Raw genomic sequence first — 26695 nt, 5'->3', positions numbered from 1 at the left:
ATTTATATTCTTTTGGTACATCCTGTTTGTAAAAAAAGCTAGCTATCTGTGAGTAGCTAGCTTAAAAGATCATGATCAACCTGTATTTCTAAGCCCTGCTGCAATACCGCTTATTGTTAACAAAACCTCTGTCAGTAAATCTTCATTTGGTTCTTCAAGTTCCCTAAGTTCTTTCATTAGTTCAACCTGAAGAAAATTTAATGGGTCCACATATGGGTTTCTGCGGAATACAGATTCCTTTATATTTGGTTTGTGATCGAGGAGTTCTTGATCACCAGATATGACTAAAAGAACCTCTTTCGTTTTTTGGTACTCCTCGGAAATATTAGCAAAAATCCGCTGAGCTATTTTTTCATCTTCAACAAGGGATGTATATTCTTTAGCAGTTGGTATATCTGCTTTCAATAACGCCATCTGCAGGTTATCAACGGTTGAACGGAAGAACGGCCATTTTGCATACATTTCCTGCAGGATTTTTAACTGTTGCTCTCCTTTTTCAGCAAAGCTTGAGAGACCTGTTCCCGCAGCATACCAGGCAGGGATAAGCTGACGGCTTTGTGTCCAAGCGAAAACCCATGGAATGGCCCTTAAATCTTCAAATCTTCCACGTTTTTTCCGGCTCATTGGTCTTGAACCAATGTTAAGATCGCCAAGTTCTTTTAATGGTGTGGCTTCATTAAAATAAGTCAAAAAGTCTGGATCTTCGAAAACAAGTGACTGATATTTTTTCAATGCGGCATTCGAAATTTCATCCAATGCCTTTTCCCATGATTCATCTAGTAAACTGCCTTGCTCCAATTCTGTTGAAACCTTTGTAGAAGTTTTTAACAATGTATAAGTAGCCTGCTCTAAGCTGCGATAAGCAATATCCTCAAGTAAATAACGGGAAGATAACACTTCACCCTGCTCAGTGATTTTTACACCATCACCAACTGTTTCAGCTGGTTGGGATAAAATACTTTGCCGCAGTGTCCCACCCCCGCGGCCTAGAGATCCACCGCGGCCATGGAAAAATTTGAGGCGAATTTGATATTTTTTAGCCATATCATGAATCTCAAGCTGCGCCTTATAAAGCTTCCAGTTGGCTGTAAGGGTACCGCCATCCTTGCTTCCATCGGAATAACCAAGCATAATTTCCTGCTGATCGCCCATATTTTTTAAATGGTTCCGATAAACAGGCATTTTAAACAAAATCTCCATAATTTTTGGGCCTGCAGTTAAATCATCAATTGTTTCCAGTAATGGGGCAATATTGATATTACTTTCGATTGTTCCATCGGCATGAAGTCGGTTAATCCCTGCTTCTTTTGCTAAAACTAGTACTTCCAAGAGGTCACTGACTGATTTCGTCATACTGATTAGATAAACCGAAATGGAGCGTTTGCCGAACTCATCATGTGCTTTTTTAATCATATGAAATACGTTAATGATTTTTTGGGTTTCAGCAGAATAATCCTCATTTAATAAAAGTACTGGACGAGGATCCTGTAAAATCTCCTGTAAGATTGCCACTTTCTCGTCTTCAGCAAGTTGTGCATAATTGTCAGCAATCCGAACCTTCCTTAAAATTTCAGCAATCGCCGTCTCATGCTCTCCACTGTGGTTTCTAATGTCTAATGTTGCTAAGTGGAAGCCAAAAAGCTGAACTTGGCGGATTAATTTTTTGATCGCTTTTAGTTCATGGGCTGTTCGATGATGTTTACTTAAACTTCTGTTAACCATCAATAAATCTTCTAATAATTCTTCAGCACTTTTGTACCCAACATCAGATTTTCCAACTTGTTTTAAACGTTCATTGATAATCGCAAATTTACGACGATAAACCTCGGTTACAACTGGCCATCTTTTGTCTTCAGGTAAAAACTTGGACTCTTCCTGCTCTAATGATTGAAGAAGCTCCTCACTAACATCCACCCTTGTCGTTGCATGGCTGTAGCGTCTCATCAATTCAACTAAAACATTCCGATATTTTTTCAATACCAGTCTGCGTTGTTTATCAAGAGTTTCCCATGTCACCTCTGGCGTCACATTTGGATTTCCATCCCGGTCACCGCCAATCCATGATCCGAAACGTAGGAAGTTTGGTACATTCCATTGAGTGTCAGGATAATAATAATCAAGACAATCCACAACTTCCTGATGGATTTCTGGCAAAACCTCAAAAAGTGTTTGATCAAAGTAATACAAACCATTTCGAACTTCATCAAGGACAGTCGGTTTATTGTGCCGCAATTCATCCGTCTGCCATAGAATGGTGATTTCGTTATATAAATCTTCCTGAAGATTTTTTCGTTCTACTTTCGTTAATATTGGATTATCAAGAACCTTCAAAATGTTAGCAATCCGTTTTTGAATTTCCAGGACAGAGCGTTTCGTTGCTTCTGTAGGATGCGCAGTAATAATAAGCTCAAGTGAAAGTGCATTTAAAACTTTTTGGATTACGTCCTCCGTTACATGGTTTTCTTTTAATGAAAGAACGGCACTTTCAATAGATCCCGGTTGACGAGAATTGTTTTCTTGAAGCTGATACTCTCGTCTGCGGCGGATCCGATGATTTAACTCTGCCACATTAATGAGATGAAAGTAGGTAGAAAATGCACGAATAACCTGTTTTCTCATTGGTGAACTCATACTTGCTATTTCTTCTTTTAAAGTCTTGTAAGTTTCATCTGTATACTGATTTCGAAGCGATATACACATGAGTCGAATCTTTTCTACTTTGTTAAAAAGGTCGATTCCACCTTGGTTGATAAGAATTTCACCAAGAATCTCGCCAAGCAATTTGACATCTCGGCGCAAAGGAAGACTGCTGTCATTTATTTTTGCCTCTACTGCCACTGTTACACCTTCCCTTCTAAATAATAATAAAATTTCTTATTAATATAACACATAATTCATAAAATTTAAAAAGAAAATGCTGAAAAATTATTATATTACAATATTTCTTCTCAGATAAACTGGTCATATAGAAAAAACCTGCGAATAGCAGGTTGCTTCCTTACTATAATATTAAATTACAACTTACTAAAAAATGAGCGGATACTATCGATCAAACTACTCCAAAACGAGGTAGAGCCATTATTATTATTATTGTTGTTATTGTTGTTATTGTTTCTACTAGTCCAATTATTTGTACCTGAAGTGACAGAAGTGTTTTTAATAGATGTATCTGTTGCAGTATTGTCAGTGCTGCTAACTGCTGGACTAGCCGCCGATGTTGCAATAGCATCCGGTACATCCTTATCAAAAACAAGAATGTATGTCTTGTGCTCACTACCATTTGTCACAACGATAGGAACAATGGTTTTCTTTTGATTTCCTAATGAAATCGTATTTGTTGAACCACCTTGAATGGTTACCGTAGCCCCGCTATAGGTAGCTGCTGGACTGATTGTGACTGAATCCGTTTCATTATCTACTGCGATATGGTACGTATAGGTATCCTTCGAAAATGTTTTATTCCATGTGCCTTTAGTAACTGACAGAGTTGATAATGTTGCCTTACTAGGTTGTTGAGCAGCAGTTCCTCCCTGCTGTGAGCCTTGCATTTGTGAACTGCTGGTATTCCTTAAACTGAAAGAACCAGCACTTCGATTAGAACTTTGTGAAAAACCAGCAGTTCGATTAGAACTTTGAGATAAACCAGCAGTGCTCAAATTAGATGGACGATTATTACCAGCAGATCCTGTTGATGAGTTTGACGAACTTGATCCAGCAGAAACAGCACTTGCTTTCGTAACCACCATTGAATAGGTTTTCTTATCACCATTTTCAGCAGTTACAACAATCGTAATTTCTGTTTTATCAGCGGAAAGCTGGACAGAAACTCCTTTATCCGTTGCAGGGGTATCATTTACAAGAATACTAGCCGTATTTTCAGCAGCAACTGGTGATACTGTAATTTCATTCACATTATTGGCAACTTGGACAGAATACGATGGCACAGCTGCATCAAATTTAGGTGAAAGCTCCCCATTAGACAACTGAAGGTCTTGGAGAAGGTTGTTACTGCTTTTCTTTCTCGTTATTGTTATTTTATAAGTATTAGCTGTATTTACCGAATCATCTACCTTAATGGCAATTTGATTATCCCCAGTTTGCAATGGAATCGGTTTCGAAGGATCTTCGACTGTTTGTCCATTAGTGATTGTGATTTTAGCATTTTCATCCACACTACTAGCAAGCAATGTTATACTTTGAACATTATTTTCAACTGTAGCTGTATAGTTATAAAGGTTTGGCAAAAATGTCTGGTCTAATGTGGTTCCCTCTATTTCCAGATTTGATAACACATTCACGGGTGCCATCTGTTCATTTTGGTCTGACACTTGAGCGGTATTATCAGAGGCATACACAGAAGGTAAGGAGGGCGCTCCCATTCCAAACATTGAAATAACTAAAACTATGCTGACGCCCTTGCCAATTGAAACTTTTTTTAGCATCACAACCTACCCCATTTCATATCAATCGAAATTGGTTATAGGATAACAAAACTTGCTTAACTTTTTCTTAAAATTTGTACCATCTAACATTTGAAATTTTTTTAATAAATTTTTAATAATTTTGTCGTTGTTTTTTTACTAAAAAAGGTTAAACTGTTAATCGTGTTAAAACACTCCCCTTTTAATCCGCTGGAGAGTTGTTTTCCTTCCATCAGCAAAATGCTGCTGGGTTAAAAGTTGTTTGGACTCATTCATTACTCTGGCTTTAAATTCAAAAATGTTGGATCTTTGGCCATGATTTGAGTCCGAACAACGTCAAAACATCTGCTCCCAGAACTATCTCCAAATCCCAACGATCGGTGAGCTGTTCCCAGCTGCACCTGCATGTGACAATCCGTAAATATCTTCAATGGTTCTTAATAAGTTAAAATGATTTAGGTTATCACTATATTGCCCCGATTTTACCATTGGTCCTACAAAAAGAGTTGGAATGGTATTATTTTGTGAGCCCTCATCTTCATCCCATGTAACAATTAACAAACTATTATGTGTGTTTGCCCATTGGACATATGGGTTTAAATGAGCTTTTAACCATTGGTCTGCTTCCTGAATGGTCCCATCATGCATATCATTTTGCAATGTAGGAATGACAAAAGAAACAGTCGGCAGTTTCTCAAAATCCTTCGGGAAATTGGTTAGTGGCTGATTAGCCTCTTTTGGTATATTCGTAAAATTGACCCATGGATTATGTTTACGTGCATAACCACTTTTTCCTGCTGATTCTCCATTAAAATCTACTGATGGCAGCCCTTCTGAATATCCCGTAAACGAATAATTTTTTTCGATTAATTCACCGGCTGAAATTAGCTGAAGAAAATTTTGATAGTGGCAGGCGGTCATTTGTTACACCCTGATTGGACCCAGAAAATAAATCTAAATAATTGGGCTGGCTTGGATGTTCAATCGCATGAAAATTGGTAAAATTTGCTCCTTCTTTCATAAGTAAATTCATATATGGAGCAGAAGGATGATTGGTAATTTGACTTTGAGAGTGATTCTCTTCAACAACAATGATAATATGGTCAATTTTCGGAAGACTTACCTTTTCTATTTGCCTTGTTACTGTTTTAACGGGAGAAGTCTGCTTTTTAGGCTCGGTTTGTGTACATGAGCCTAAAATGATCATCATTCCGATAAGTAAAAATAACCATTTAACTTTTTTCACGCTACTTCCTCCTCTTTAAACCTTTACAAAATAATACCATTATCAGGAAAAAAGAAAAAAGCACCAACATGGGCGCTTCTTATCTTACATAAGTTATTTTTTCTTTTTCCATTTAAAAAGGAGGTAAACGATTGTTAAGATGACAGCAACAACAATTGCTGGACGTACATATGGCTGTGCCGCCTGATTGATCATCTCATAATTTGACCCTAAGGTATATCCTAAATAAAGAAATAAAATTGACCAAGGAATAATGGCACAAATCGTATATAAGGTGAATTTAGAAAATGACATTTTAGCAATACCTGCAGGGATGGAAATGGCATGTCTCACGACAGGTATAAACCTTGCTGTAAATATAACACCTGCACCATATCGACTAAACCATTGTTGGGCAACATCAATATGATGCGGCTGAATAAGAATGTATTTTCCATACTTATCTAAAATCGGCCTGCCCCCATATCTTCCCAGCCAATATAAAAACCATTGGGCAATGATCCCCCCGATTGTTCCAGCAATTACGGCGCCTACCCAAGCGATTTCCCCCTTGGAAATTAAAAAACCTCCATAAGCTAAAACAATTTCACTTGGAATTACCTCTACCATTAATCCTAAAGCAATTCCCATATAACCAAGATGTGATAATAATGTAAAAACAGATTGAATGAAATGCGACATAGACTACCTTCCTAACCCATTTTTTCTTACCTAGGAATAGACCAATAACAATACAGAAAAGTTCATGACTATATTCATTACTTTCCTAAATGGTTTAGGAAAAACCATACACTTTTTGATAAACGTTCCGCAGGTCTTGTAATTACATTTGCTACAACTGGATATGGGGAATAGTCTCTCCAATAAAAAAGCTTTCCATTAGAGACTTCCAATTTGGCAGCTGATTCCAATACAACTCCATAACCGATACCTTCCATTACAAATTGTTTCACAGCCTCGGTCGAATCAAGTCTCATAATATCCAAATCCAGATCATCATTTAAGGGGATCAACACATCACCCGACAAGAGGATTGTCCTGCTATTAAATGAAGGTGATGGCTGGATACCGATGAGCCTTTCTTGGGAATATCCTGTAACTCGGAAAGCCAGTTGATCATCAGGTTCTTTTAGAGTCAGTCCTACATCAATACTCCCCATTCGAACGGATCTTTCAATTTCCACATCCGTGCTTGTTTCAATCTCCACTGTAATATCTGGGTAAGCCTTCGTAAAGGAAAGTAATAGTTTAGGAAGTAAATAAGTCCCGGCAACTGGCGAGGCTCCGACCACAATTCTGCCACGATTTCCAAGACGAAATTCTTCCATCGATCGAAAGATTTGCCCTTCTAGAGATAGAATGGATTCCACGTATTCTAAAAAGGTATGCCCGGCATCTGTGACGGAAATATTTCTGCCAACAATAGTAAACAACCGAACCCCTACCTCTTGTTCCAAACGTTTAAGCTGCATCGAAATGGCAGGCTGACTAACATGCAAATTTTTCGCTACTTGTGTAATGTTCCCTGTTTTTACGACCTGCTCAAATAAGGCTAAATGCTTTGTATTCATAGTGTTCCCCTCTATATATAATGAATTTGTTATGATTACATAACAATAGTTATATTTGAATTATACGTTAATTCATGTAAAAATAGAGACATCCCAAAAATATAAATTTTCTGATTAATATTATTGCTGAAAAATCCCTATTAATATTTTTTCTGAGTACCTATCAATAGAAAACCCTGTAAACACTTTGTATTCAGAATATATTTATTAAATAGTAAAATTTTAAATATTTAAAATGTGCTTTTTCTCTATAATGTAATATGATGTAAATAGAGTAAAGCGTAAATATAGGAGTGAATGAAATGAATTTACAAGTTAAACGTGCTTACAATTTTAATGCTGGACCATCCGCCCTTCCATTAGAAGTATTGGAAAAGGCACAACAAGAGCTAGTAGATTTTCGCGGTACCGGAATGTCTGTTATGGAATTAAGCCACCGCAGCAAAGATTATGAAGTAGTACACAATCAAGCAATTGCCAATTTAAAAGAATTGCTTTCTGTTCCTGATGATTATGAAGTTTTATTTGTTCAAGGGGGAGCAAGTTTACAGTTTTCGATGATTCCAATGAATTTCTTACAGCCTGAGCAAAAGGCTGGATATATCATGACCGGTTCTTGGTCAGAAAAGGCCTTTAAAGAGGCTAAGTTATTCGGAAATCCTTATCAATTGGTAAGCACAAAGGACAGCAATTACAGCAGAATTCCAAAGCTTAATGAAATCCAGCACAATGCAGATGATGCTTATTTACATTTAACTTCCAACAATACTATTTTTGGAACAGGATGGAAAGAGTTCCCTACTGTTGATGTACCATTATTTGCGGATATGTCTAGTGATATTCTTTCAAAACCAGTTGATGTCAGCAAGTTTGACTTGATCTATGCCGGTGCTCAGAAAAACCTTGGACCTTCTGGAGTGACGGTTGTCATTATTCGTAAGGATCTAATCGAAAAAGAAAATCAAAATGTTCCAACCATGTTAAAATACAGCACTTTTGCGAAAAATAATTCCTTATATAATACACCGCCAACCTTTGGTATTTATATGCTTGGTGAAGTATTAAATTGGGTAAAAGGCATCGGCGGAGTTACTGAAATTGCAAAACGGAACGAAGAAAAAGCTAAATTAATTTATGATGCAATTGATGAAAGCAATGGCTTCTATATTGGACATGCTGAAACGGATAGCCGTTCCCTTATGAATATCACTTTCCGCGTAAAAGGCGAAGAATTAGAGAAGAAATTCCTTGCAGAAGCTAAACAAGAAGGCTTCATCGGTGTGAATGGACATCGTTCTGTAGGGGGCTGCCGTGCATCGGTCTACAATGCAGTTCCATACGAAGCTTGTAAAGCATTCAGTGAATTTATGCTTCAATTCCAAAAGGTAAATGGCTAATAGTAGAAATAAGTAAGACCGCCAATCAGTGATTGGCGGTCTTACCTTTTTTGGCAGAACCCCCTCCATCTACACTCTATGTTACTTTGCTCTCTACTTTTGCTAACGTTCGGTCACATAGATCCTCTATGTTACTTTGCTCTCTGCTTTTTCTTCCGTTCGGTCACATAGAACCGCTCTATGTTACCTTGCTCTCTGCTTTTGCTCCTGTTCGGTCACATAGAACCGCTCTGTGTTACCTTGCTCTCTGCTTTTGCTCCTGTTCGGTCACATAGATCCTCAATGTTACCTTGCTCTCCGCTTTTGCTCCTGTTCGGTCACATAAACCATCCTTGTCCTTCCTTTTGTTGAAATATTCAAAAATCTGTCAAAAACAAGACCTTTAATTTTTGGATAAGGACATATAATTAAAGCAAAGGGAAGTAGTTAAAAGCTTCCTCTGAGGGGAGGTGACGGTCATGTCACTTGCTGATTTTGAAGATATTTATATGATCTGCAATGAGTGGGAGATGGAAAGTGTATTTGAGGATTTAATCATGTCACATTTAAACGGTCTTTCTAGTGATTTACTTACCTATCAACTAACCTCACGCGGTAATCGCTGGGAAGAGATTCCCGAAAAAGAAATACTAAACGTAAAAAGAGATGAAGTCCTGGTTTAAAAAAATTAGTTAATGGCAGGTTGATGAAATGATTCTACACCAAGTTCATAATTACTAATCCCCCTTGTTTTGAGAACACATCTTAACAAGGGGGATTTTATTTTAAAAGTTATATTTTGTTAAAAATTTTTCAATAGCCATAGTCATATTTTTTGCTTCAGCCGAGCCCTTATTGGAGCCTAGCAAATTGGTTACATCACTATGTGAGAGTGAACCGCATTCAAAGTAACTAACTTTATTGCCATCCTTTTTCGCTTTTTCCATAAAAGCAGTAATGGAGCTTTTCCTGCGGGTTACCAACAGCATCGGCGGTAAATTTTTATTTTCAGCATATGTTTCTGGAGATGCCTCTTCCCACACTTTTTTATTATTCCCAAATACTTTTTTATAGGTTCCCATTCTCTGAAGAAAATCCGTCAGATTAATAGGTCCCTCTAGGCTGACAACTGAACTGATCGAACTTGGTGAAAGCCCTACTGCATTCAAGTACTTTGGATTGGTAGCGATTAACATAACCAAGTGACCTCCTGAAGAGTGGCCCATCAAATTGATTCTATTAGTGTCAATTTGATAATCAGCAGCATGGCTATAAACCCATTTAACCGCTGATGAAATATCATCTGCCATCTGTTGATATTTAACATGTGGTGAAAAACGATGTTCAACAGAAACAAACACATAGCCTTTATTCACAAAAAAAGCAGGCTTATCATCTACATTACTCTTTGTCCCACCGGACCATCCACCACCATGTACATAAATGATAACCGGCATCTTTTTCCCATTCTGAAGCTTAGGTGTATATAGGTCTAATGCTTGATTTTTACTCTTGCCATATTTGATATTTAACTGTTCGCTCCCGCTTTGCTTGAGGTTAAAAGGTTTGAATGCTTGATTTGAAATAGAATGATAGAAATAGAATCCGCCTACAATAAGCAGAAAAATAATCAAAGATACCGTTATGTATACTCTTTTTTTTGACTTTATTTCTCCCATACACCCTTCCTCCCGAATATATTTTAAGCTATTATACTTTTTCTTCCAACATATCATATGTTCCTTAACATTTAATTAACGGCTTACAATTGAATAATAAAGCGTGCTAACCATTTTGTGGCGCACGCCTTTTTTATGTCTATTTTTACAACTATTAATGTTCCTTTAATCCTACAATTTTACTTTTTGGAGTCGTAAGGCGTTAAGAACAACGGATACAGAACTAAATGCCATTGCTGTCCCTGCAAGCCATGGTGCAAGGAATCCAAGGGCTGCAATTGGAATGCCGATCGTATTATAAGCAAGGGCCCAGAATAAATTTTGCTTGATATTGCTTATGGTTTTTTTACTCATGAAAATGGCATCGGCAATACTGTTTAAATCCCCGCGAATAAGGGTGATATCAGCTGCTTCCATCGCTACATCTGTACCAGTTCCAATTGCCATACCAATATCAGCAATTGCCAAGGCTGGTGCATCATTGATCCCATCTCCGACCATTGCTACTTTTTTCCCCTGCTCCTGCAGTTTCTTTATTTCATCGGCTTTCCCTTCAGGAAGAACCTCGGCAATGACCTGATCTATACCTGCCTGGGCAGCAATCGCCTCAGCAGTTTGCCTGTTATCACCCGTAATCATAATAACCTCAAGTCCCATATTTTTTAGACGGCTAATCGCGTTCTTCGAGGTTTCTTTCATTGTATCGGCAACAGCCACAATCCCGGCGAATTCGCCATTTATCGAAGCAAGCATTGCTGTTTTCCCCATCTTTTCGAGCTCTTCCATCCGTACAATAGCATCAGAAACAGCAATGTTATACTGATTCATTAATTTTCTTGTACCCACCAAAATTTCTTTCTCATAAACAGTGGCTTTAATTCCATAACCAGGAATGGCTTCAAATTCAGTTACTTCAACCAATGAAATTCCCTTATCTTTGACACCTTGAACAATGGCTTGTGCCAGTGGGTGTTCGGACCTGTTTTCCGCTGAACCGATTAAGGTTAAAAGCTCGTTCTCTTTCATTCCTTCTACAGTAAAAATATCTGTTAAAACAGGTGTCCCATTTGTTACAGTTCCAGTCTTATCTAAGACGACAGCGGAAATCTTATGAGTCATTTCCAAATGTTCTCCGCCCTTAAACAAAATTCCAAATTCGGCGGCACGGCCAGAACCAGCCATAATTGAAGTAGGTGTTGCCAAACCCAGCGCACATGGACAGGCGATAACAAGGACAGCGATCATCTTCCCTAGAGCACTTGAAAAATCACCAGGGACTGCCCAAAAATACCAAACAATAAAGGCAATTACTGCAAGGGTAACAACAATTGGTACGAATACACCAGAAATCTGATCGGCGAGCCGTTGAATGGGTGCTTTTGAGCCCTGCGCTTCTTCAACTACCTTGATAATTTGAGCAAGAGCGGTATCGCGGCCAACCTTAGTTGCTTCTATTTTGATAAACCCATTTTTATTGATAGTGGCCCCAATGACTTCAGCACCGATCCCTTTATCAACGGGAACACTTTCGCCTGTAAGCATTGACTCATCAATGGCTGAATATCCTTCTATAATTTTTCCATCTACGGGGATCTTTTCGCCTGGTTTGATAGAAAGAATATCCCCAACCACCACTTCTTCGATCGGAATCTCTTGTTCGGCCCCTGCCCTTTCAACTGTGGCAGTCTTGGCTTGAAGTCCCATCAATTTTTTGATTGCTTCGGATGAACGTCCTTTTGCTTTTGCTTCAAAAAGCTTTCCTAGAATAATTAACGTAATGAGGATCGAACTTGTTTCATAATATAGCTCGACTGTTGCATTGCTGGCTAAAGACATGAATGAAAGATAAACACTATAAAAATAGGCTGCAGATGTACCTAAAGCAACAAGCACATCCATATTGGCGCTTTTATTTTTTAAGGCTTTATAGGCGCCGACATAAAATTGCTTGCCTATAAAAAACTGAACGGGTGTTGCCAGAGCAAATTGCACCCATGGATTCATAAACATTTTCGGAACCCAAATAAAAGAAGTAAATGAAAAATGGCCAACCATTGCCCAAAGTAATGGCAAGGAAAGAATTCCGGAAAAAATAAATTTCTGCGTTTGTTTTTCAATTTCTTTTTGGCGATGGTCCACCGCTTCTTTTGCATCTTCTTTTACAGCTGCACCATAGCCAAGGTTCTCAACTTTTTTAATAATGTCGCTTTGAATGACCACTGCTCCGATATATTCAACTGTTGCTTTTTCAAGTGCTAAATTGACATTTGCCTTCATAATCCCATCAAGCTTATTCAAGCCTTTTTCAATTCGCGCCGAACAAGCTGCACAGGTCATCCCCGTAATATCAAGCTCTAATTTTTCTGTTACAACATCATATCCTAAATCCTGTATCTTTTTTTGAATATCAACGATGTTGATCTTTGCAGGATCAAACTTGATTGCGGATTTTTCTAAGGCCAGGTTGACATTTGCTGTCTCGACACCTTCTAATTTATTAAGACCTTTTTCAATACGGGTGGCACAAGCTGCACAAGTCATCCCGGATATTTGCAAATTGGTTTCTTTCAAGGTGTGACTCATTAAAACCGTCTCCTTATACCCTATATAGGTATATATTGTTTTTGAAAAGAACGTGCTAGGAGCTAGCACGTTTGTAGTCTCTATTATTGAACGTCGTAACCTTGGTCATCGATTGTGTCTTTAATTTTATCTAATGAAACTTCTTGCGGATTAAACTCAACATCTACTTTAGCTGCTTTTAAATCAACTTTTACTAAGCTAACACCACTAAGAGCACCAACACTGCCTTCAACAGCTTTAACACAGTGACCGCAAGACATTCCTTGAACGTTTAATGTTACTTTTTCCATCTTAAAATTCCCTCCTATTTGTAGCTTATTTTTTCATAAGCCTTTGAATGGTAGTAAGCAGCTCATCGACAACTTCATGGTCTCCCTCTTGAATTCGTTCAACCACACAGCTTTTCAAATGCCCTTCTAAAAGGATTTTGGCCACGCTGTTTAATGCTGCCTGGGTTGCTGCAATTTGTGTGATGACATCATCGCAATACGTATCTTTTTCAATCAGACCTTTTATGCCACGAATTTGCCCTTCAACACGATTTAATCTTGTAATAAGATTCTTTTTTGTATTTTCCGAATGGTGGCTTTTTCGCTCCGACGTGATCGAATCGCAATGATTCTCACATGGAGGATTAGGATTTGACGATTCGTGATTCTCCATCAATCTCCCTCCTTCAACTCTATTTAACCATACCCCCCTACCCTATGTAAAGCCCATTTCTTAAAGTTCACAAAATGTATAAAAAAAACAACGGGTATGCCGTTGTTTTAAATGAAGACCCCATTATTAAATTATCACCCAAACTGCCAAACACTATGACTTAGGCTTCCATATCGGAAACTGCGGTGAAGTAATGTTGCTGTTTGGTTGTCATCCGCTGCACCCATGGCATAAAAAAGTGGAATAAAGTGTTCTTTCCCATATGGCGGAACTGCATTGACAGCATTTGGTGCAAGTGTTTCATATTTAAATAATGATGGTAAATCCCAGTTTTGCACATGATGGGCTAACCAGTCATCAAATTCGAGTGCCCATTGATCGGTGGCCCCATTATCACGCCAATTCAATACCCTAAGATTATGAACGGTTCCTCCACTGCCAATGACCAGTACATCATTAGCCCTTAATGCTGATAAAGCTTTCCCAATTTTATAATGTTCTTCTGGCGGAAGGTCCTGATTCACCGACATAGCGATGACCGGAATATCGGCATTTGGATACAAGAGCCGAAGGACTACCCATGCACCGTGGTCTAACCCGCGCCGTGTTTCCACTTGAAATGGGATTCCGCTTTTTGAAAATAAAGCCTCTATTTCGCTGGCAATTTCTAGATTGCCCTTGGCTGGATATTGAATGCTGTTAAGCGCTTGATCAAATCCACCAAAATCATAAATCATACTATATTGATCGACTTCACTTACCTTTTGAGTATGCGACTCCCAATGAGCTGTGAATAAGACAATTGCTTTAGGACGAGGCAATGTTTGGCCGAGCTGATTTAAAAATTGTGTATACTCATTATTCTCTATGGCAAGCATCGGTGAGCCATGGGCAATAAATAAAGATGGAAGCATTGTTAAATCCCCCTTTTTAAATCATTTAAAATCCAAGTTCGGAAGTCTTGAAAGTTATCGAGAGACACTGTATGACCTTCTGGATATGTTTTAAATGTAACTGGAATACCTAATTTGGTAAAATACTCTGCATTTTCCTTGCCCCATTCAAATGGGAGAACTTGATCAAACTCACCATGAGAGATAAATACAGCTAAGTCGCCCCCAGGGTTTATCTCGTATTCTTCTTTTACAAACTGTGGTATATAGCCGCTTAAAGCCACAATCCCCTTAATTTTCCCAAGCGTTAGTGCTAATGTCATTGAAAGAATCGCACCCTGACTAAATCCTAATAAGTATAATTTACTTAAATCCAGCGAATAATTTTCACATGCATAATCAATAAAGTTTGATAAGCGTTGAATTCCATCATCGAATACTTCCCGATGAGGTTTGCCATAACCCTCAATTGTAAAAAATGCAAATCCTGGTCCTTGTGAGAGGTGTCCCCTGATACTAAAGATGTAAAAAGATTCTTCCAGCCCCTCTACCAACGAAAGCATATTTTCCTCATTGCTTCCTATACCATGCATCACAAACAATGCAGGATATTTCTTATCAGGTATGATATTCTTCGGACGTCGAAGCTCATAGATCATTGAAGTCTCCATATCGTAATCCTCCTTAACATTCAATTTATATTTTTAGCTAATTATTTTTTTATATTTAGAAACAAACCATGTGTTTTTTGATATGAATATTTGTTTCTTATATGATATCTCTAAAAGGGTTGGCGCGTCAATCGTTTTTTTGCTAATATGTAAATATGTTCTATATAAGAAAACATTTGAGGTGAAGAGCATGGATATCGGCTCTAAAATTCGTGCAATTAGAAATAGAAAACAAATAACCATTGCGCAAATGTGTGAAGGGACTGGCCTTTCCAAAGGATTTATCAGTAATGTTGAAAACAACAATACTTCCCCTTCCATTAGTACATTACAAACGATCGCCAATTTTTTAAAAGTTCCTTTACCATATTTACTATTAGAAAAAGATCAACAAATGAGTGTTATTCGAAAAAATGAGAGGGAATATACAATCTCAACAGGATCCGATTTAAAAGTAGAGCATTTAGCATCCCGAGCAGGATTAAGCTTGAGAACGGTTGATTTCCCGCCGGGTGCCTCTACAGGAGAAAAAAAGGCTCATGAAGGCGAGGAATGTCATTTAGTACTGAAAGGAAAAATCTTAGCAGAGCAAGGAGAAGATTCCATTATACTCGAAGAAGGCGATACCTTTAGCTGGTGTGCAAGCGTCCCCCATTTTGTGAAAAATATCGGGGATGAAACCGCAGTTGTTTTGATTGCTGTTTATACAGAAATGTAACGTTACGTTTCCCGTTACAACAAAAAACCCTTGATAAGCAATATTATCAAGGGCATTTTTATAATTACGATTCGGGTGAAATAATTTCTTTTCCCCTATTAAATTGCTTTACCAGCAGAACCAAATTCACGAATTTTTCCGATTACCGTTTGTTTAATAGCTTCTCTGCCTGGACCCATGTACTTGCGTGGATCATAAACGTCCGGATTAGCATTTAAGACTTCACGTACCGTTTTCGTAAACTCGATTTGGTTTTCAGTATTTACATTAATTTTTGCAGTTCCCAGTGAAATGGATTTTTTGATTTGATCGGTTGGGATACCAGTACCGCCATGTAATACTAATGGCATTTCAATAGTTTGGCAAATCTCTTCCATTTCCTTGAAGCCTAAGTTTGGCTCTCCTTTGTATGGACCATGAACTGAGCCTAATGCTGGAGCAAGACAGTCAATACCTGTACGTGTAACTAGTTCCTTACATTCATTTGGATCAGCATAGATGACACCATCAGCGATTACATCGTCTTCTTGTCCGCCTACTGTTCCTAATTCAGCTTCAACTGAGATACCACGTTCATGAGCGTATTCAACTACTTGTTTTGTAATATCTACGTTTTCTTCAAACGGATGATGAGAAGCATCAATCATAACAGAGGTAAATCCAGCATCGATAGCTGCTTTACATTTTTCGAAACTTGAACCATGATCCAAGTGAATCGCTACCGGAACAGTGATATTCATTTCGCCCATCAGCGCTTTTACCATTGCTGTAATCACGGAAAAGCCACCCATATGACGTGCTGCCCCTTCAGAAACTCCAAGGATTACTGGAGATTTTTCCTCCTCTGCAGCTGCTAAAATTGCTTGTGTCCATTCAAGGTTATTGATGTTAAACTGCCCAACTGCATACCCTTCTTTTAATCCCTTATTTAACATTTCTTTCATTGATACTAATGCCATGATATTACCTCCTCTAAAAAATAAGAAATTCTTTTTACACCGTTAAAAGATTTTTTTCTGTAGCTGCCTTAACTAGCTCGACGACTTGTGATGTTGTACTCATCTGCAATGCTTTTTCAGCTAAGTCTTCCATTTCCTTTTTAGAAAGTCTTAGTATTTGAGAGCGTGCTTTTAAGATGGATGTCGCACTCATTGAGAATTCATCTAAACCTAGTCCCAATAGCAATGGAATGGCTGTTTCATCTCCGGCCATTTCGCCGCACATTCCAGCCCATTTCCCCTCTTTATGTGCTGCATCAATCACCATCTTAACCAACCTCAAAATAGATGGGCTATATGGTTGATACAAATAGGACACACGTTGGTTCATACGATCTGCGGCCATTGTGTATTGGATTAAATCGTTTGTTCCAATGCTAAAGAAGTCAACTTCTTTTGCAAATTGGTCAGCTAAAACAGCTGTTGAAGGAATTTCAACCATGATTCCCAGTTCAATTTTATCTGAAACTGCAATTCCTTCACCCATTAACTTTTGCTTTTCTTCTTCTAACAAAGATTTTGCGGCACGGAATTCATCCAATGTAGCAATCATCGGGAACATAATTTTTAGATTTCCAAAAGAACTCGCACGCAATAATGCACGGAGCTGGGTTCTAAAGATCCCCTGTTCTTCAAGGCAAAGACGGATCGCACGGAATCCAAGAAATGGATTCATTTCCTTCGGTAAGTCTAAGTAAGGAAGTTCTTTATCTCCGCCGATATCCAGCGTTCTAACGACAACAGGTTTTCCATTCATGCCTTCAAGAACTGCTTTGTAGGATTCAAATTGTTCTTCTTCTGAAGGAAGTTCATTTCTTCCCATGTAGAGGAATTCAGTTCGATACAAACCTACTGCTTCTCCTCCATTATTGATAACTCCCTCTAAATCTTTAGGAGTTCCAATATTGGCGGCTAGTTCAACATGAAGACCATCAACTGAGACGGTCCTTTCATTTACAAGTTTTGCCCATTCAGCTTTTTGTTGTTCGTAACGTTTTTGTTCCTGCAAGTACTGTTCAATCACCTCTTGGGAAGGATTGATGTGAACTTCCCCTTTTAAGCCGTCAACAATGATGACATCACCATTTTTAATTTCGGCTGTAGCTGTCTTTGTTCCAACGACAGCAGGAATCTCCATTGAACGTGCCATTATAGCTGAGTGTGAAGTACGACCGCCAATATTAGTTGTGAAAGCTTTAACATATTTACGGTTTAATTGGGCTGTATCAGATGGAGTTAAATCCTCAGCCACAATGATTGTTTCTTCAGAAATCATACTAAGATTAACAATCTGGACACCAAGTAAATGAGAAAGAACACGTTTCGTTACATCGCGAATATCCGCAGCACGTTCCTTCATATATTCATTATCCATTTGTTCAAACATAGTGATAAACATATCTGCTGTATTGTTTAGGGCGAATTCTGCATTCACTTTTTCTGTTTTAATTTGATCTTCTATCGGGCTTACTAATTCAGGGTCACTTAAAACAAGCAGATGTGCCTCAAAAATAGCAGCCTTATCAGCACCTAATTCACTTTTTGCCCGATCACGAATTTCCTCAAGCTCTTGTTTTGCCCGTGAAAGGGCTGTTTGAAAACGGCCTATTTCTTTATCTGCATTATCAACATTTGTCTTACTAAATGAAAGATCTGGTTCTACTAAACGATAGGCTTTTGCAATAGCAATTCCACTTGATGCTGCAATACCGCTTAAAAAACTCATTACTCTGCTAAACCTTCCTTCGTTAAAGTTTCTTCAATTCCTTGCAATGCTTCTTGCTCATCACTGCCTTCGGCAATAATTTTAATATCTGACCCAAAGCTGATTCCAAGGGACATAACGCCCATGATTGATTTTAAATTGACTTTTTTTCCTTTATATTCGATTTGAATATCTGAATTAAATTTACCAGCCTTTTGTACGATTACTGTTGCCGGGCGGGCATGAATTCCTGTTTCTTCGATTACTTTAAATTGTTTTTCAACCATTATAATCCAACTCCTAATTTTTACTTAAATAGTATGTTCATATATAATTCCGCTTACAAACGGTTTTTCGCAGTAATAAATACACTTATTCAACATTGGAATATTGACTAAATAACCTCATAATTTCTTCAATTGATTCCATCTCTTTCAAAAACTCAAGCTTTTCATTCAGTAATGTAGTTAGCTGTGAAAGGGCCTTAAGATGGGTTGTATTATCAATTGCTGCAATGCAAAACAGCAATCGGACAGGATACATTTCATTATTCAAAAAATTCACAGGCTGCCTCAGTTTTAAAAAGCTTATCCCCACCTTTTTTGCTCCCTTTTCAGGGCGAGCATGGGGAATCGCCACTTCAGGACCAATTACTACATACGGACCTAATGTTTCGACATTTTCAATCATGGCATCAATATAGGAAGGTTCAATAATTTCTTTCATTAGAAGAGGTTCGGCTGCTATTTTTATAGCTTCCTTCCAATCATTAAACCCATCCATGACTTGGATTGTCTCTTCTTTTAATAAATCTTTTAACACGATATGTTTTTCACTCTGAACGTTTATATTTTGAAGAAACGTAAATTGACTTAATGTCTTCTTTAACCCTTCTTCATCATGGATGCTTGCAAACTTGCTAATGGTTTGAACTAATTCTTTTAAAGATACATCATGATATTGAATACCAAAAAGAAATGGGTAAACTTCATTCACAAGATTATGCTTTTCATTTGGCGTCATAATTGGCTTTACATAAAAACAGGGAAGACTGGTTTTTAGCCTTACTGTCGAAAATACTAAATCATAGTGATCGTATTCTCCCTCTTGAAATTCTCGTAACGACAATGTTTGATCGACAGTTATTTCAGAGAAAAGGGATTCCAATTGGTGCTTTACCATTAAGGATGAGCTTATGCCGCTGGGACAAACCACAATGGCTTTCTTCTTTTCAGGCATCACTTGTTTTGGTTTTTCTAGCAAGGCCCCAAAATGCATCGTGATAAAACCGATTTCCTCTTCTGGAATCGTTATTCTTAACAATGAGCCGATTGGATGAAGCAACTCCTTAACAATCATATAAAGCTCCTTATGCTCACTCTTAATTTGTTGCAGGAGCGGATTGATAATCGGAATCCGATATTTCATCCGAAAATAAGCAGGGTTCAAATGCTGGTACAATCGTTGGATTACCTCATCTTTTTTTTCAAAGACAATGCAAGCCTTAGCCTCGAAATCAAAGACAAGTTGTTCACATAGTTTAAACAGAAGGTCCTGGTCATTGTTTTGAATAACACTTTTCCCAAAAGACAAGCCAAGTAATTGTATCGTTATGTAGCATGTCTCAGATACCTCATCCTCAAGCTGAAGTAATTGGCGTAACTTTATAGCAGCCTCATTCATGGGGTCTTCTCTTAATAATGCCGCTTCATCCGAGTGAAATTGGACAAACTTTTTTTCTTGTTCCCGGTAATAATAGAAAATCAGAAAAAAGGCAAATTGATGTAAACGTTCCTCTACAAAATAAAGAGCAAACTGTCTTTCAATTTCTTTAAGCGCACGAAGGGTATCTTTATAGTAAATGCCCCCCTTTTTTTCCCTTAATAGATATTCAATTAATTTTTCAAAATAAGGAACATGAATCAGCCGGGATAGGTAGTCCATCACCAGCACTCTTTTGTCCAGCTCAGTTCCCTCGAGATGGTAGCCCTTCTGCCTGGAATATCGAATCTCTACCAAGAATGAGCTATTGACTTCATTTGCTTTTTTCAAATCGGAAATAACGGTGTTCTTACTGACTTGTAAAAGCTGTGTTAAATGATAGGAGGAAATCGATTCACTTCGAATAAACAAATAAAGATAGATAACTGCCAAGCGTTCCCCTTCGGTTAAAACAAAATCTCGTTCTTGCTGATTTGTTTGCTGGTCACGAAGATATGCTTCAACTTCTTGCGGGACTATAATATACGGAATACCCTTGTATTGTATGGCTGGAAGATTTTTTTCCTTCAACCATTGATTTACTTTATCCAGATCATACGATATTTGCCGTTTAGTTAATTGCATGATATCAATGAGCTGATTCATGGTGACATTTTTTACTTTAAGAAGGGAATCCAATAAAAGCGCAGGACGCTTTTCAATCATCATTTGCTAGTCCTCCTGTAAATATCATATATTAAACCGGTTTCATTAGGATTAGTAATTGGGAGCAAATCATGTACAAGTTAGGTTACAAAATTGGGCTGAACTCCAATTTGGACAAATATTGTTCTTTTAAAAAGTAACTTATTATACATACCTATACAAGCCCTCGACCTTCTGAATATACTATGACATGTTAATAGAAGGGAGGGATCTTAAATGTCTTACTACAGAAGTTCCAGCTCCAGAAGTTCCAGTTCCAGTTCCAGCTCCAGTTCTAGATCCAGATGTTCTAGTTCTAGCAGGTACAAGCCCACAACATCCAGCTCGAGACGACCTGTAATGACTAGTTGCCAGCAGCTTGCCAAAATCATAGGCGGCGAGGTAATCACCTCATCGCCTGTTTGTGTCGTTCAACGTCTGCGTGATATTAATGCTACGATCCTAGGCCGCAAAACACGTTCTCCTTTAGCACTTCCATTTGCTTTATCCTTCGAAAATAATATTAACGGCCGAACACTAAATCTTGGAGAAACGGTTATCCTTCAAAGTGAAATCAATCGTTTTTTGACTGCACTTCGAAAAAGAGGAATTACGGTTACTGCCATCCACAATCACTGGTTGTTTGACAATCCCCGTTTAATGTATATGCACTGGGAACAAGTCAGCAGCCCGACCAAATTCGCTCAAGACAGTTATGCTGCAGCACTAGAAGCCGGGTTATTTTAAAGCATGCACAAAGAAATGCACCTCTATATGAATAGAAGTGCATTTTTTTGATAGATTTATTCTCTTCCATCGTCAGAAGAACACTGTATTAACTTGAAAATTTGGGGCTGCTCTCAAAGCCAGCTTTTTTATGAGAGCCATCGCAAAATGGTTTGTTATTGGAGTGACCACAACGACAAAGGAAGATCTTTTCTCGTTTGCTAAATTCATTACCTTGAGAATCACTTAATTGAAAATCTCCACTAACTACAAGCGGGCCATTATTAATAATCTTAATTTGATTACCCATGTTTCCCCTCCATTTCATTTTTTACCTCTGTACACTATATTTGCCCTTATCCATTTACAGAAGGACTAATATTAATCGTAAGAATAAATTTGTGGAGGGTTGGTTGAATAATGTTCACCACTTGGATAGGTTTATGACCGCATCTCCTATCTTGTCATGAATCACGACATCAAAATAGCAGTCTTTGATTGTTTCTTCTTTGTTAATAATCGCAAGTTTTGTATTCCAGGATTGCTTTGCATATTCCGGAAAACTGTTTACTGGCGTTACATTCAGTGAGGACCCCATCACAATCAATAAATCACAAGTTTCAATAGCATCTATGGCTTCTTCGAAATGTTTGATTGCATCACCGAATAGGACAACATCAGTATCCAGAATAAAATCATCTTGTTCACAGCGGGGAACATCATTTCTTAACGTATATTCCAAATTATACACCCGTTTGCACTTAGGACAATGTGCTGTCCTAAGTGTTCCATGGAGTTCAAGGACATGTTTACTTCCTGCTTTTTGGTGGAGTCCGTCAATGTTTTGTGTCAGGACCGTCACCTCTTTCCCCATATCCTCCAACTCTTTGATAAATAGGTGTCCGTTATTTGGTTCATAATTGCCCAACATTTTCAACTGGAAAATTTCTTTGAAATGCTTCCAAAAATCCTTGGGACTTTTATTATAAAAATAGCGCGAGATATAGTGTTCAACATTACCATTTGCATAAATGCCGCCAGATGAACGAAAATCAGGAATGCCCGATTCCGTACTGATTCCGGCCCTGGTTAAAAACACAAGTTTTTGGGATGCCTGAATCATTTCCGCTAAGGCTCGATTTGTTTCCACTTTTCTTCCTCCTTTTTGCCTATTATACAACAAGCCAATAACACGAAAAAATTTAGGACCTGTTGACGAATGAAGGAAGGTATTAAACTACGAATATCTAATTCTATCGTTTTTATCGAAAACTGCTTTAAACTATTACCTCAATACCCTGGCAGCACTTGAGAATTTTGATGGATTGTAAATTGAAATTTTGACAACATCACCAGTTTCAGGAGCTTGTATCCATTTTCCGCCTCCGATGTACATACCTACATGGTAAGCAGGATCACCCTGAAATACTAGGTCTCCTGGTTGTACTGCACTAGTTGAAATTCTCGCACCGGCATTTTGCTGAGCTGAGGCAATCCTTGGAAGGCTCACGCCAACAGAATGGAACACATATTGCATTAATCCTGAACAATCAAATCCGCTTGGTGAGGATCCGCCCCAAACGTATGGAACACCCAAAAATTGTTCAGCATAGGCAATCACTTTACTTGCTTTATCAGAATTTGTCAGATTACTATTGTCAGTCGATGTAGTTGGTGCTGAAGTGTTGGTGCCAGATGAAGCCTGTTGAGCTTGTTGCTGTGTTGCTGCTTTTTGTGCAGCTTGTTGTGCTGCTTGTTGTGCTGCTTGTTGTGCTGCTTGTTGTCGTGCTAATTCCGCTGCTTGCTGCAGTGCCTTTTGTTGTGCCAGTTCTTCTGCTTGTTGTTGTGCCAATTGATCCTGTTGTAGGTGTAAATTGTTTTTCGAATCTGCTAGTTCTTTTTGAACTGTTTGTTTATCTTCTTCAATCTTCTTTTGCTCTGCAGCTAATTCATCCTGAACCGATTTTAATTTTTCTAACTCATTATGTAGTTGTGCTTGGGCATTTTCTAAATCTTGTTGTTTTTTAATTAACCCGTTTAGTAGGTCAGAATCGCTTTGAAGAAATTGTGAAATAGCAGTAGACCGAGTTAAAAACTCAGATATGTTATCAGATGAGAGCAAAATTTCGGCGTAGGTGATAAACGGCTGTTGTCCTTGAGATTGATAACCTCTTAATCTTTCGGAATAAATCTTTTTATGGGCATCTAAATCCTTTTTGGCCTTTTCGATTTCTGCTTTTGCTGCTTCAATTTTCCATTGTTGTATTTTGATATCATCGTTAAGTTTTTGACTTTTATCCATTCCAACTGATATTTGATTGTCTAATTGTTGCATCTTTGTTTCAAAGTCATTGATTTGTCCTTGTGTCTGATTAATTTGTGTTTGTGTCACTTTAGAATTTTCTGGGCTTGCAAAAGTAGGGGTTGCTAGAATCATAGTGGATAATACTGCAACCGATACTGAATATTTGAATTTTTTTCCATTCATTACAAAATCACCTTTTCATACCTTTAATTAATCACTATTATCTAGTTTAAATTCCAAGTCTACTAAATACAATGCGACTAGCACCAATGTAATATATTTGTAATATTATGTAGAAGAATTAAACAAATAGTCGAATGAAAAAAGTACTACTCCGGTTTTCTGTCGAAAACGTAATATATACTGAAAAAGGTAGTTAGTCCAGTTGACTAACTACCTTTTTCAATAGCTTAACAACAGTTGCTTTCGTTACCCACTAACATAAGCCCATTGTTTTCTTGATCATAATCAAGCGTAAGGCCTTCAGTGTATGGTTCTACATCAGGGTCGATTGCAACCTGTATTTCATTGATAGTTACTACTACATCATTTTTATCTGGCTCATCCAGAGCCAGTCCCATATTTGGACCGCCTCAGCCATAGCCTGCAAAATAAACGCGAATGTTTTTTGCAGCTTGTTCTTGGAACAATTGTTTTAATACATCACGTGCCTGATCGGTGATATTCATTTTCCTTACTCCCTTCCTATCGTTCACTTTTTATCTTACTTGGTTTTTACTATTAAGAAAATGAAAAAGCCCTATATACATGGAAAAGCCTTGATAACAAATGTTACCAAGACTTTTTTTCGAAGACTATATTATGCTGCTTTTGAATCTAGTTGAACCCTTGGGGAGTTCCACATTTTAATCCAAGTTCTTATTGCTGTAACCATGATCACCACACCAAGTACAAGCATGATAATCGATACTGAACCGTTTAATAGATTGTAACCTTTTGAAAGTGGGTTAAGATACACATTTTTAACCATCCAATATCCTGCCATGTTGACAGTCACATAGAGATAGGAAAGTGGAACTAAGCAAGTTAACATATAGCGACGTTTATCAGCTACACGAAGAATAACAGTCGCTCCGATAATCAAACCAATTGATGCCATAAGCTGGTTGGATACCCCGAAAAGGGCCCACACAGAGCTGATATTTCCGGTAAACAAGAGGTATCCCCACATAACACTAGAAAGAGCTGCTGCAAATAGTGAACCTGGCATCCAGTTTACATCTTTTAATGGCTTATAAAGATCGCCGAAGAAGTCTTGAATTAAATAACGTGCTGTACGAGTTCCTGCATCAATTGCTGTTAAGATAAACACAGCTTCAAACATAATCACGAACTGGAAGAAATATGGTGCTAATTTTGCAAACCAGCCAATATGTCTAAATACATAGGTCATACCTACTGCAAGTGTAACAGCACCGTCTGTTCTTCCTGCAAGGTTGAGGCCAATTTGTTTGGAAAGGGCCGGTAATTGATCCATATGCATTCCTAATGTTTTAAACACCTCAGGATTTGAATTAATCGCAAAATAGTCAGCAGGCTGAAGTGCGGTTGCAGCAATTAGTGCCATGACACCAACTACACATTCCATTAGCATCGAACCAAAGCCGACAGCTTTGATATCTGTCCAGCGGTCAAGCATTTTTGGTGTGGTTCCAGATCCAATGAAAGCATGGAAACCAGAGATCGCACCACAAGCAATCGTAATCGAAATAAACGGCCAAACTGGACCGGCAATAACTGGGCCGCCGCCATGAACAAATTTTGTAACCGTCGGCATATTAATATGCGGATTTACGATTAGCACTCCAACGATTAATACAGCAAATACTCCGACTTTCATAAAAGTACTTAAATAATCTCGTGGAGCTAATAACAGCCAAACCGGCAATGCTGCTGCGATAAAAGCGTAAGCTGGTAAAATAATCGATAATGTCTTTGGATCAAGCGTCAGCAAATGCCCAAGTGCAGAATCTTTAATAAATGGTCCGACAAAAACGCAAACCATAATCAGGATAAAACCGATTGTCGATGTTAGTTTTAAATTACCTGTTTTCTTATAAGCAATTCCTACTCCCATGGCAATCGGAATTGTCATTCCAACTGCAAATGTTCCCCATGGATTATTTGAGAGTGCATTGACTACAACGATACAAAGTCCAGCCATCGTAATCGTGATGATAAAGAGCATGGCTAGTCCTGTACAAAAACCTGCAATCGGGCCTAGTTCCTCTTTAGCAACTTCAGAGAGTGACTTTCCTTTTCTCAGCATCGAAGCATAAAGGACAACTGCATCATGAACAGCTCCTCCAATTACTGCACCAATCAAGAGCCATAATAATCCTGGTAAATACCCAAATTGTGCTGCCAGAATCGGTCCAACCAGTGGACCAGCTGCAGCAATTGCTGCGAAGTGATGCCCAAAGGTCACCCATTTATTTGTTGGAATATAATCTTTACCGTCGTTTAATTCGTGTGCCGGCGTAATCTTGGAGTCATCCAATTTCATGACCTTTGTAGCCATAAATGTTCCGTAAAGACGGTACGCAATAATTAAAATACATATTGTTCCTATTACAATTGTCATTGCATTCATGATCGATAAACCTCCTCATCAATGTTTGGTATGGTTTCATGATACAAGATGAAAGCGGCAACATAGGGTTTTCACGCTAAAATGCAAGAACAGGGAATTGAAATGCAAAAAAGTATAAAT

At 38.1% G+C, this 26695-nt stretch carries 25 protein-coding genes; 4 read left to right on the top strand and 21 right to left on the bottom strand.

All coding sequences use genetic code 11. From position 1 onward, the window contains the following. Positions 1 to 75 precede the first annotated feature (75 nt). The 6 genes from ppc to RCG17_RS20550 form a co-directional block, all read right to left on the bottom strand. Positions 76 to 2838: a phosphoenolpyruvate carboxylase gene (gene ppc, locus RCG17_RS20575; protein WP_308171938.1), complete on the bottom strand. Its 2763-nt coding sequence runs from the start codon at positions 2836 to 2838 to the stop codon at positions 76 to 78. 176 nt (positions 2839 to 3014) lie between these two features. After that, the gene (locus RCG17_RS20570; RefSeq protein ID WP_308171937.1) at positions 3015 to 4442 is read right to left on the bottom strand and encodes a cadherin-like beta sandwich domain-containing protein; all 1428 of its coding nucleotides are present in this window, start codon (positions 4440 to 4442) and stop codon (positions 3015 to 3017) included. Positions 4443 to 4778: 336 nt separating this feature from the next. Then, positions 4779 to 5342: an alkaline phosphatase family protein gene (locus tag RCG17_RS20565; protein WP_308171936.1), complete on the bottom strand. Its 564-nt coding sequence runs from the start codon at positions 5340 to 5342 to the stop codon at positions 4779 to 4781. Then, positions 5293 to 5667, bottom strand: a complete 375-nt coding sequence (locus RCG17_RS20560) for a hypothetical protein (RefSeq protein WP_308171935.1) — start codon at positions 5665 to 5667, stop codon at positions 5293 to 5295. The genes RCG17_RS20565 and RCG17_RS20560 overlap by 50 nt, the downstream gene beginning before the upstream one ends. 93 nt (positions 5668 to 5760) lie before the next feature. Beyond that, a complete protein-coding gene (locus RCG17_RS20555) occupies positions 5761 to 6348 on the bottom strand; it encodes an undecaprenyl phosphate transporter UptA (RefSeq protein ID WP_308171934.1) in 588 nt (195 codons plus the stop codon). A gap of 77 nt (positions 6349 to 6425) precedes the next feature. After that, positions 6426 to 7238, bottom strand: coding sequence for a LysR family transcriptional regulator (locus tag RCG17_RS20550; RefSeq protein WP_308171933.1), 813 nt, complete (start codon positions 7236 to 7238; stop codon positions 6426 to 6428). Positions 7239 to 7540: 302 nt separating this feature from the next. On the opposite strand from RCG17_RS20550, the gene serC reads away from it, so the two are divergent. Both serC and RCG17_RS20540 read left to right on the top strand, forming a co-directional pair. Then, positions 7541 to 8635 (top strand): 3-phosphoserine/phosphohydroxythreonine transaminase, encoded by a 1095-nt coding sequence (serC, locus tag RCG17_RS20545; protein ID WP_308171932.1) that lies wholly within the window; start codon positions 7541 to 7543, stop codon positions 8633 to 8635. A 458-nt stretch (positions 8636 to 9093) separates the two neighbouring features. Next, complete coding sequence (locus tag RCG17_RS20540) at positions 9094 to 9297, top strand: hypothetical protein (RefSeq protein ID WP_308171931.1); 204 nt, start codon at positions 9094 to 9096, stop codon at positions 9295 to 9297. A gap of 102 nt (positions 9298 to 9399) precedes the next feature. Here the strand turns inward: RCG17_RS20540 and RCG17_RS20535 are convergent, their stop codons facing one another. From RCG17_RS20535 to RCG17_RS20510, 6 genes are all read right to left on the bottom strand, one after another. Next, on the bottom strand, positions 9400 to 10293 hold the full coding sequence (locus RCG17_RS20535) for an alpha/beta hydrolase (protein WP_308171930.1): 894 nt from the start codon (positions 10291 to 10293) through the stop codon (positions 9400 to 9402). 171 nt (positions 10294 to 10464) lie between these two features. Then, positions 10465 to 12876, bottom strand: coding sequence for a heavy metal translocating P-type ATPase (locus tag RCG17_RS20530; RefSeq protein WP_308171929.1), 2412 nt, complete (start codon positions 12874 to 12876; stop codon positions 10465 to 10467). Between the two features lie 83 nt (positions 12877 to 12959). Next, on the bottom strand, positions 12960 to 13166 hold the full coding sequence (gene copZ, locus RCG17_RS20525; RefSeq protein ID WP_308171928.1) for a copper chaperone CopZ: 207 nt from the start codon (positions 13164 to 13166) through the stop codon (positions 12960 to 12962). A gap of 25 nt (positions 13167 to 13191) precedes the next feature. Then, entirely contained in the window at positions 13192 to 13539 is a 348-nt protein-coding gene (locus RCG17_RS20520) for a metal-sensitive transcriptional regulator (protein ID WP_308171927.1), read from the bottom strand. A gap of 134 nt (positions 13540 to 13673) precedes the next feature. After that, on the bottom strand, positions 13674 to 14453 hold the full coding sequence (locus RCG17_RS20515) for a DODA-type extradiol aromatic ring-opening family dioxygenase (protein ID WP_308171926.1): 780 nt from the start codon (positions 14451 to 14453) through the stop codon (positions 13674 to 13676). Between the two features lie 2 nt (positions 14454 to 14455). Further along, positions 14456 to 15103 (bottom strand): alpha/beta hydrolase, encoded by a 648-nt coding sequence (locus RCG17_RS20510; RefSeq protein WP_308171925.1) that lies wholly within the window; start codon positions 15101 to 15103, stop codon positions 14456 to 14458. A 190-nt stretch (positions 15104 to 15293) separates the two neighbouring features. On the opposite strand from RCG17_RS20510, the gene RCG17_RS20505 reads away from it, so the two are divergent. Next, positions 15294 to 15821 (top strand): helix-turn-helix domain-containing protein, encoded by a 528-nt coding sequence (locus tag RCG17_RS20505; protein ID WP_308171924.1) that lies wholly within the window; start codon positions 15294 to 15296, stop codon positions 15819 to 15821. Between the two features lie 98 nt (positions 15822 to 15919). Here RCG17_RS20505 and RCG17_RS20500 read toward each other — a convergent pair whose 3' ends face one another. The 4 genes from RCG17_RS20500 to RCG17_RS20485 form a co-directional block, all read right to left on the bottom strand. After that, a complete protein-coding gene (locus RCG17_RS20500; protein ID WP_308171923.1) occupies positions 15920 to 16780 on the bottom strand; it encodes a class II fructose-bisphosphate aldolase in 861 nt (286 codons plus the stop codon). Between the two features lie 34 nt (positions 16781 to 16814). Beyond that, on the bottom strand, positions 16815 to 18545 hold the full coding sequence (ptsP, locus tag RCG17_RS20495) for a phosphoenolpyruvate--protein phosphotransferase (RefSeq protein ID WP_308171922.1): 1731 nt from the start codon (positions 18543 to 18545) through the stop codon (positions 16815 to 16817). Then, entirely contained in the window at positions 18545 to 18811 is a 267-nt protein-coding gene (locus tag RCG17_RS20490; RefSeq protein ID WP_308171921.1) for a phosphocarrier protein HPr, read from the bottom strand. The genes ptsP and RCG17_RS20490 overlap by 1 nt, the downstream gene beginning before the upstream one ends. 85 nt (positions 18812 to 18896) lie before the next feature. Then, positions 18897 to 20954: a BglG family transcription antiterminator gene (locus RCG17_RS20485; protein ID WP_308171920.1), complete on the bottom strand. Its 2058-nt coding sequence runs from the start codon at positions 20952 to 20954 to the stop codon at positions 18897 to 18899. Between the two features lie 213 nt (positions 20955 to 21167). Here RCG17_RS20485 and RCG17_RS20480 point away from each other — a divergent pair, with 213 nt between their 5' ends. Beyond that, positions 21168 to 21677 carry a DUF1259 domain-containing protein gene (locus RCG17_RS20480; RefSeq protein WP_308171919.1) on the top strand — a complete coding sequence of 170 codons (510 nt, stop codon included), beginning with the start codon at positions 21168 to 21170 and terminating at the stop codon, positions 21675 to 21677. An 88-nt stretch (positions 21678 to 21765) separates the two neighbouring features. Here RCG17_RS20480 and RCG17_RS20475 read toward each other — a convergent pair whose 3' ends face one another. The 5 genes from RCG17_RS20475 to RCG17_RS20455 form a co-directional block, all read right to left on the bottom strand. Then, the gene (locus RCG17_RS20475) at positions 21766 to 21966 is read right to left on the bottom strand and encodes a CDGSH iron-sulfur domain-containing protein (RefSeq protein WP_308171918.1); all 201 of its coding nucleotides are present in this window, start codon (positions 21964 to 21966) and stop codon (positions 21766 to 21768) included. Positions 21967 to 22080: 114 nt separating this feature from the next. Further along, positions 22081 to 22806 (bottom strand): NAD-dependent protein deacylase, encoded by a 726-nt coding sequence (locus RCG17_RS20470; protein ID WP_308171917.1) that lies wholly within the window; start codon positions 22804 to 22806, stop codon positions 22081 to 22083. Between the two features lie 135 nt (positions 22807 to 22941). Continuing rightward, the gene (locus RCG17_RS20465) at positions 22942 to 24144 is read right to left on the bottom strand and encodes a C40 family peptidase (RefSeq protein ID WP_308171916.1); all 1203 of its coding nucleotides are present in this window, start codon (positions 24142 to 24144) and stop codon (positions 22942 to 22944) included. Positions 24145 to 24371: 227 nt separating this feature from the next. Further along, positions 24372 to 24542, bottom strand: coding sequence for an iron-sulfur cluster biosynthesis family protein (locus tag RCG17_RS20460; protein WP_308171915.1), 171 nt, complete (start codon positions 24540 to 24542; stop codon positions 24372 to 24374). A gap of 239 nt (positions 24543 to 24781) precedes the next feature. After that, the gene (locus RCG17_RS20455; RefSeq protein ID WP_308171914.1) at positions 24782 to 26575 is read right to left on the bottom strand and encodes a carbon starvation CstA family protein; all 1794 of its coding nucleotides are present in this window, start codon (positions 26573 to 26575) and stop codon (positions 24782 to 24784) included. Between the last annotated feature and the right edge of the window lie 120 nt (positions 26576 to 26695).

Source organism: Neobacillus sp. PS3-12, from assembly GCF_030915385.1.
Taxonomy (GTDB): domain Bacteria; phylum Bacillota; class Bacilli; order Bacillales; family Cytobacillaceae; genus JAEVLT01.
Note: the sequence above shows the minus strand (reverse complement) of the source record. Positions and strands in the feature narration are given on the sequence as shown.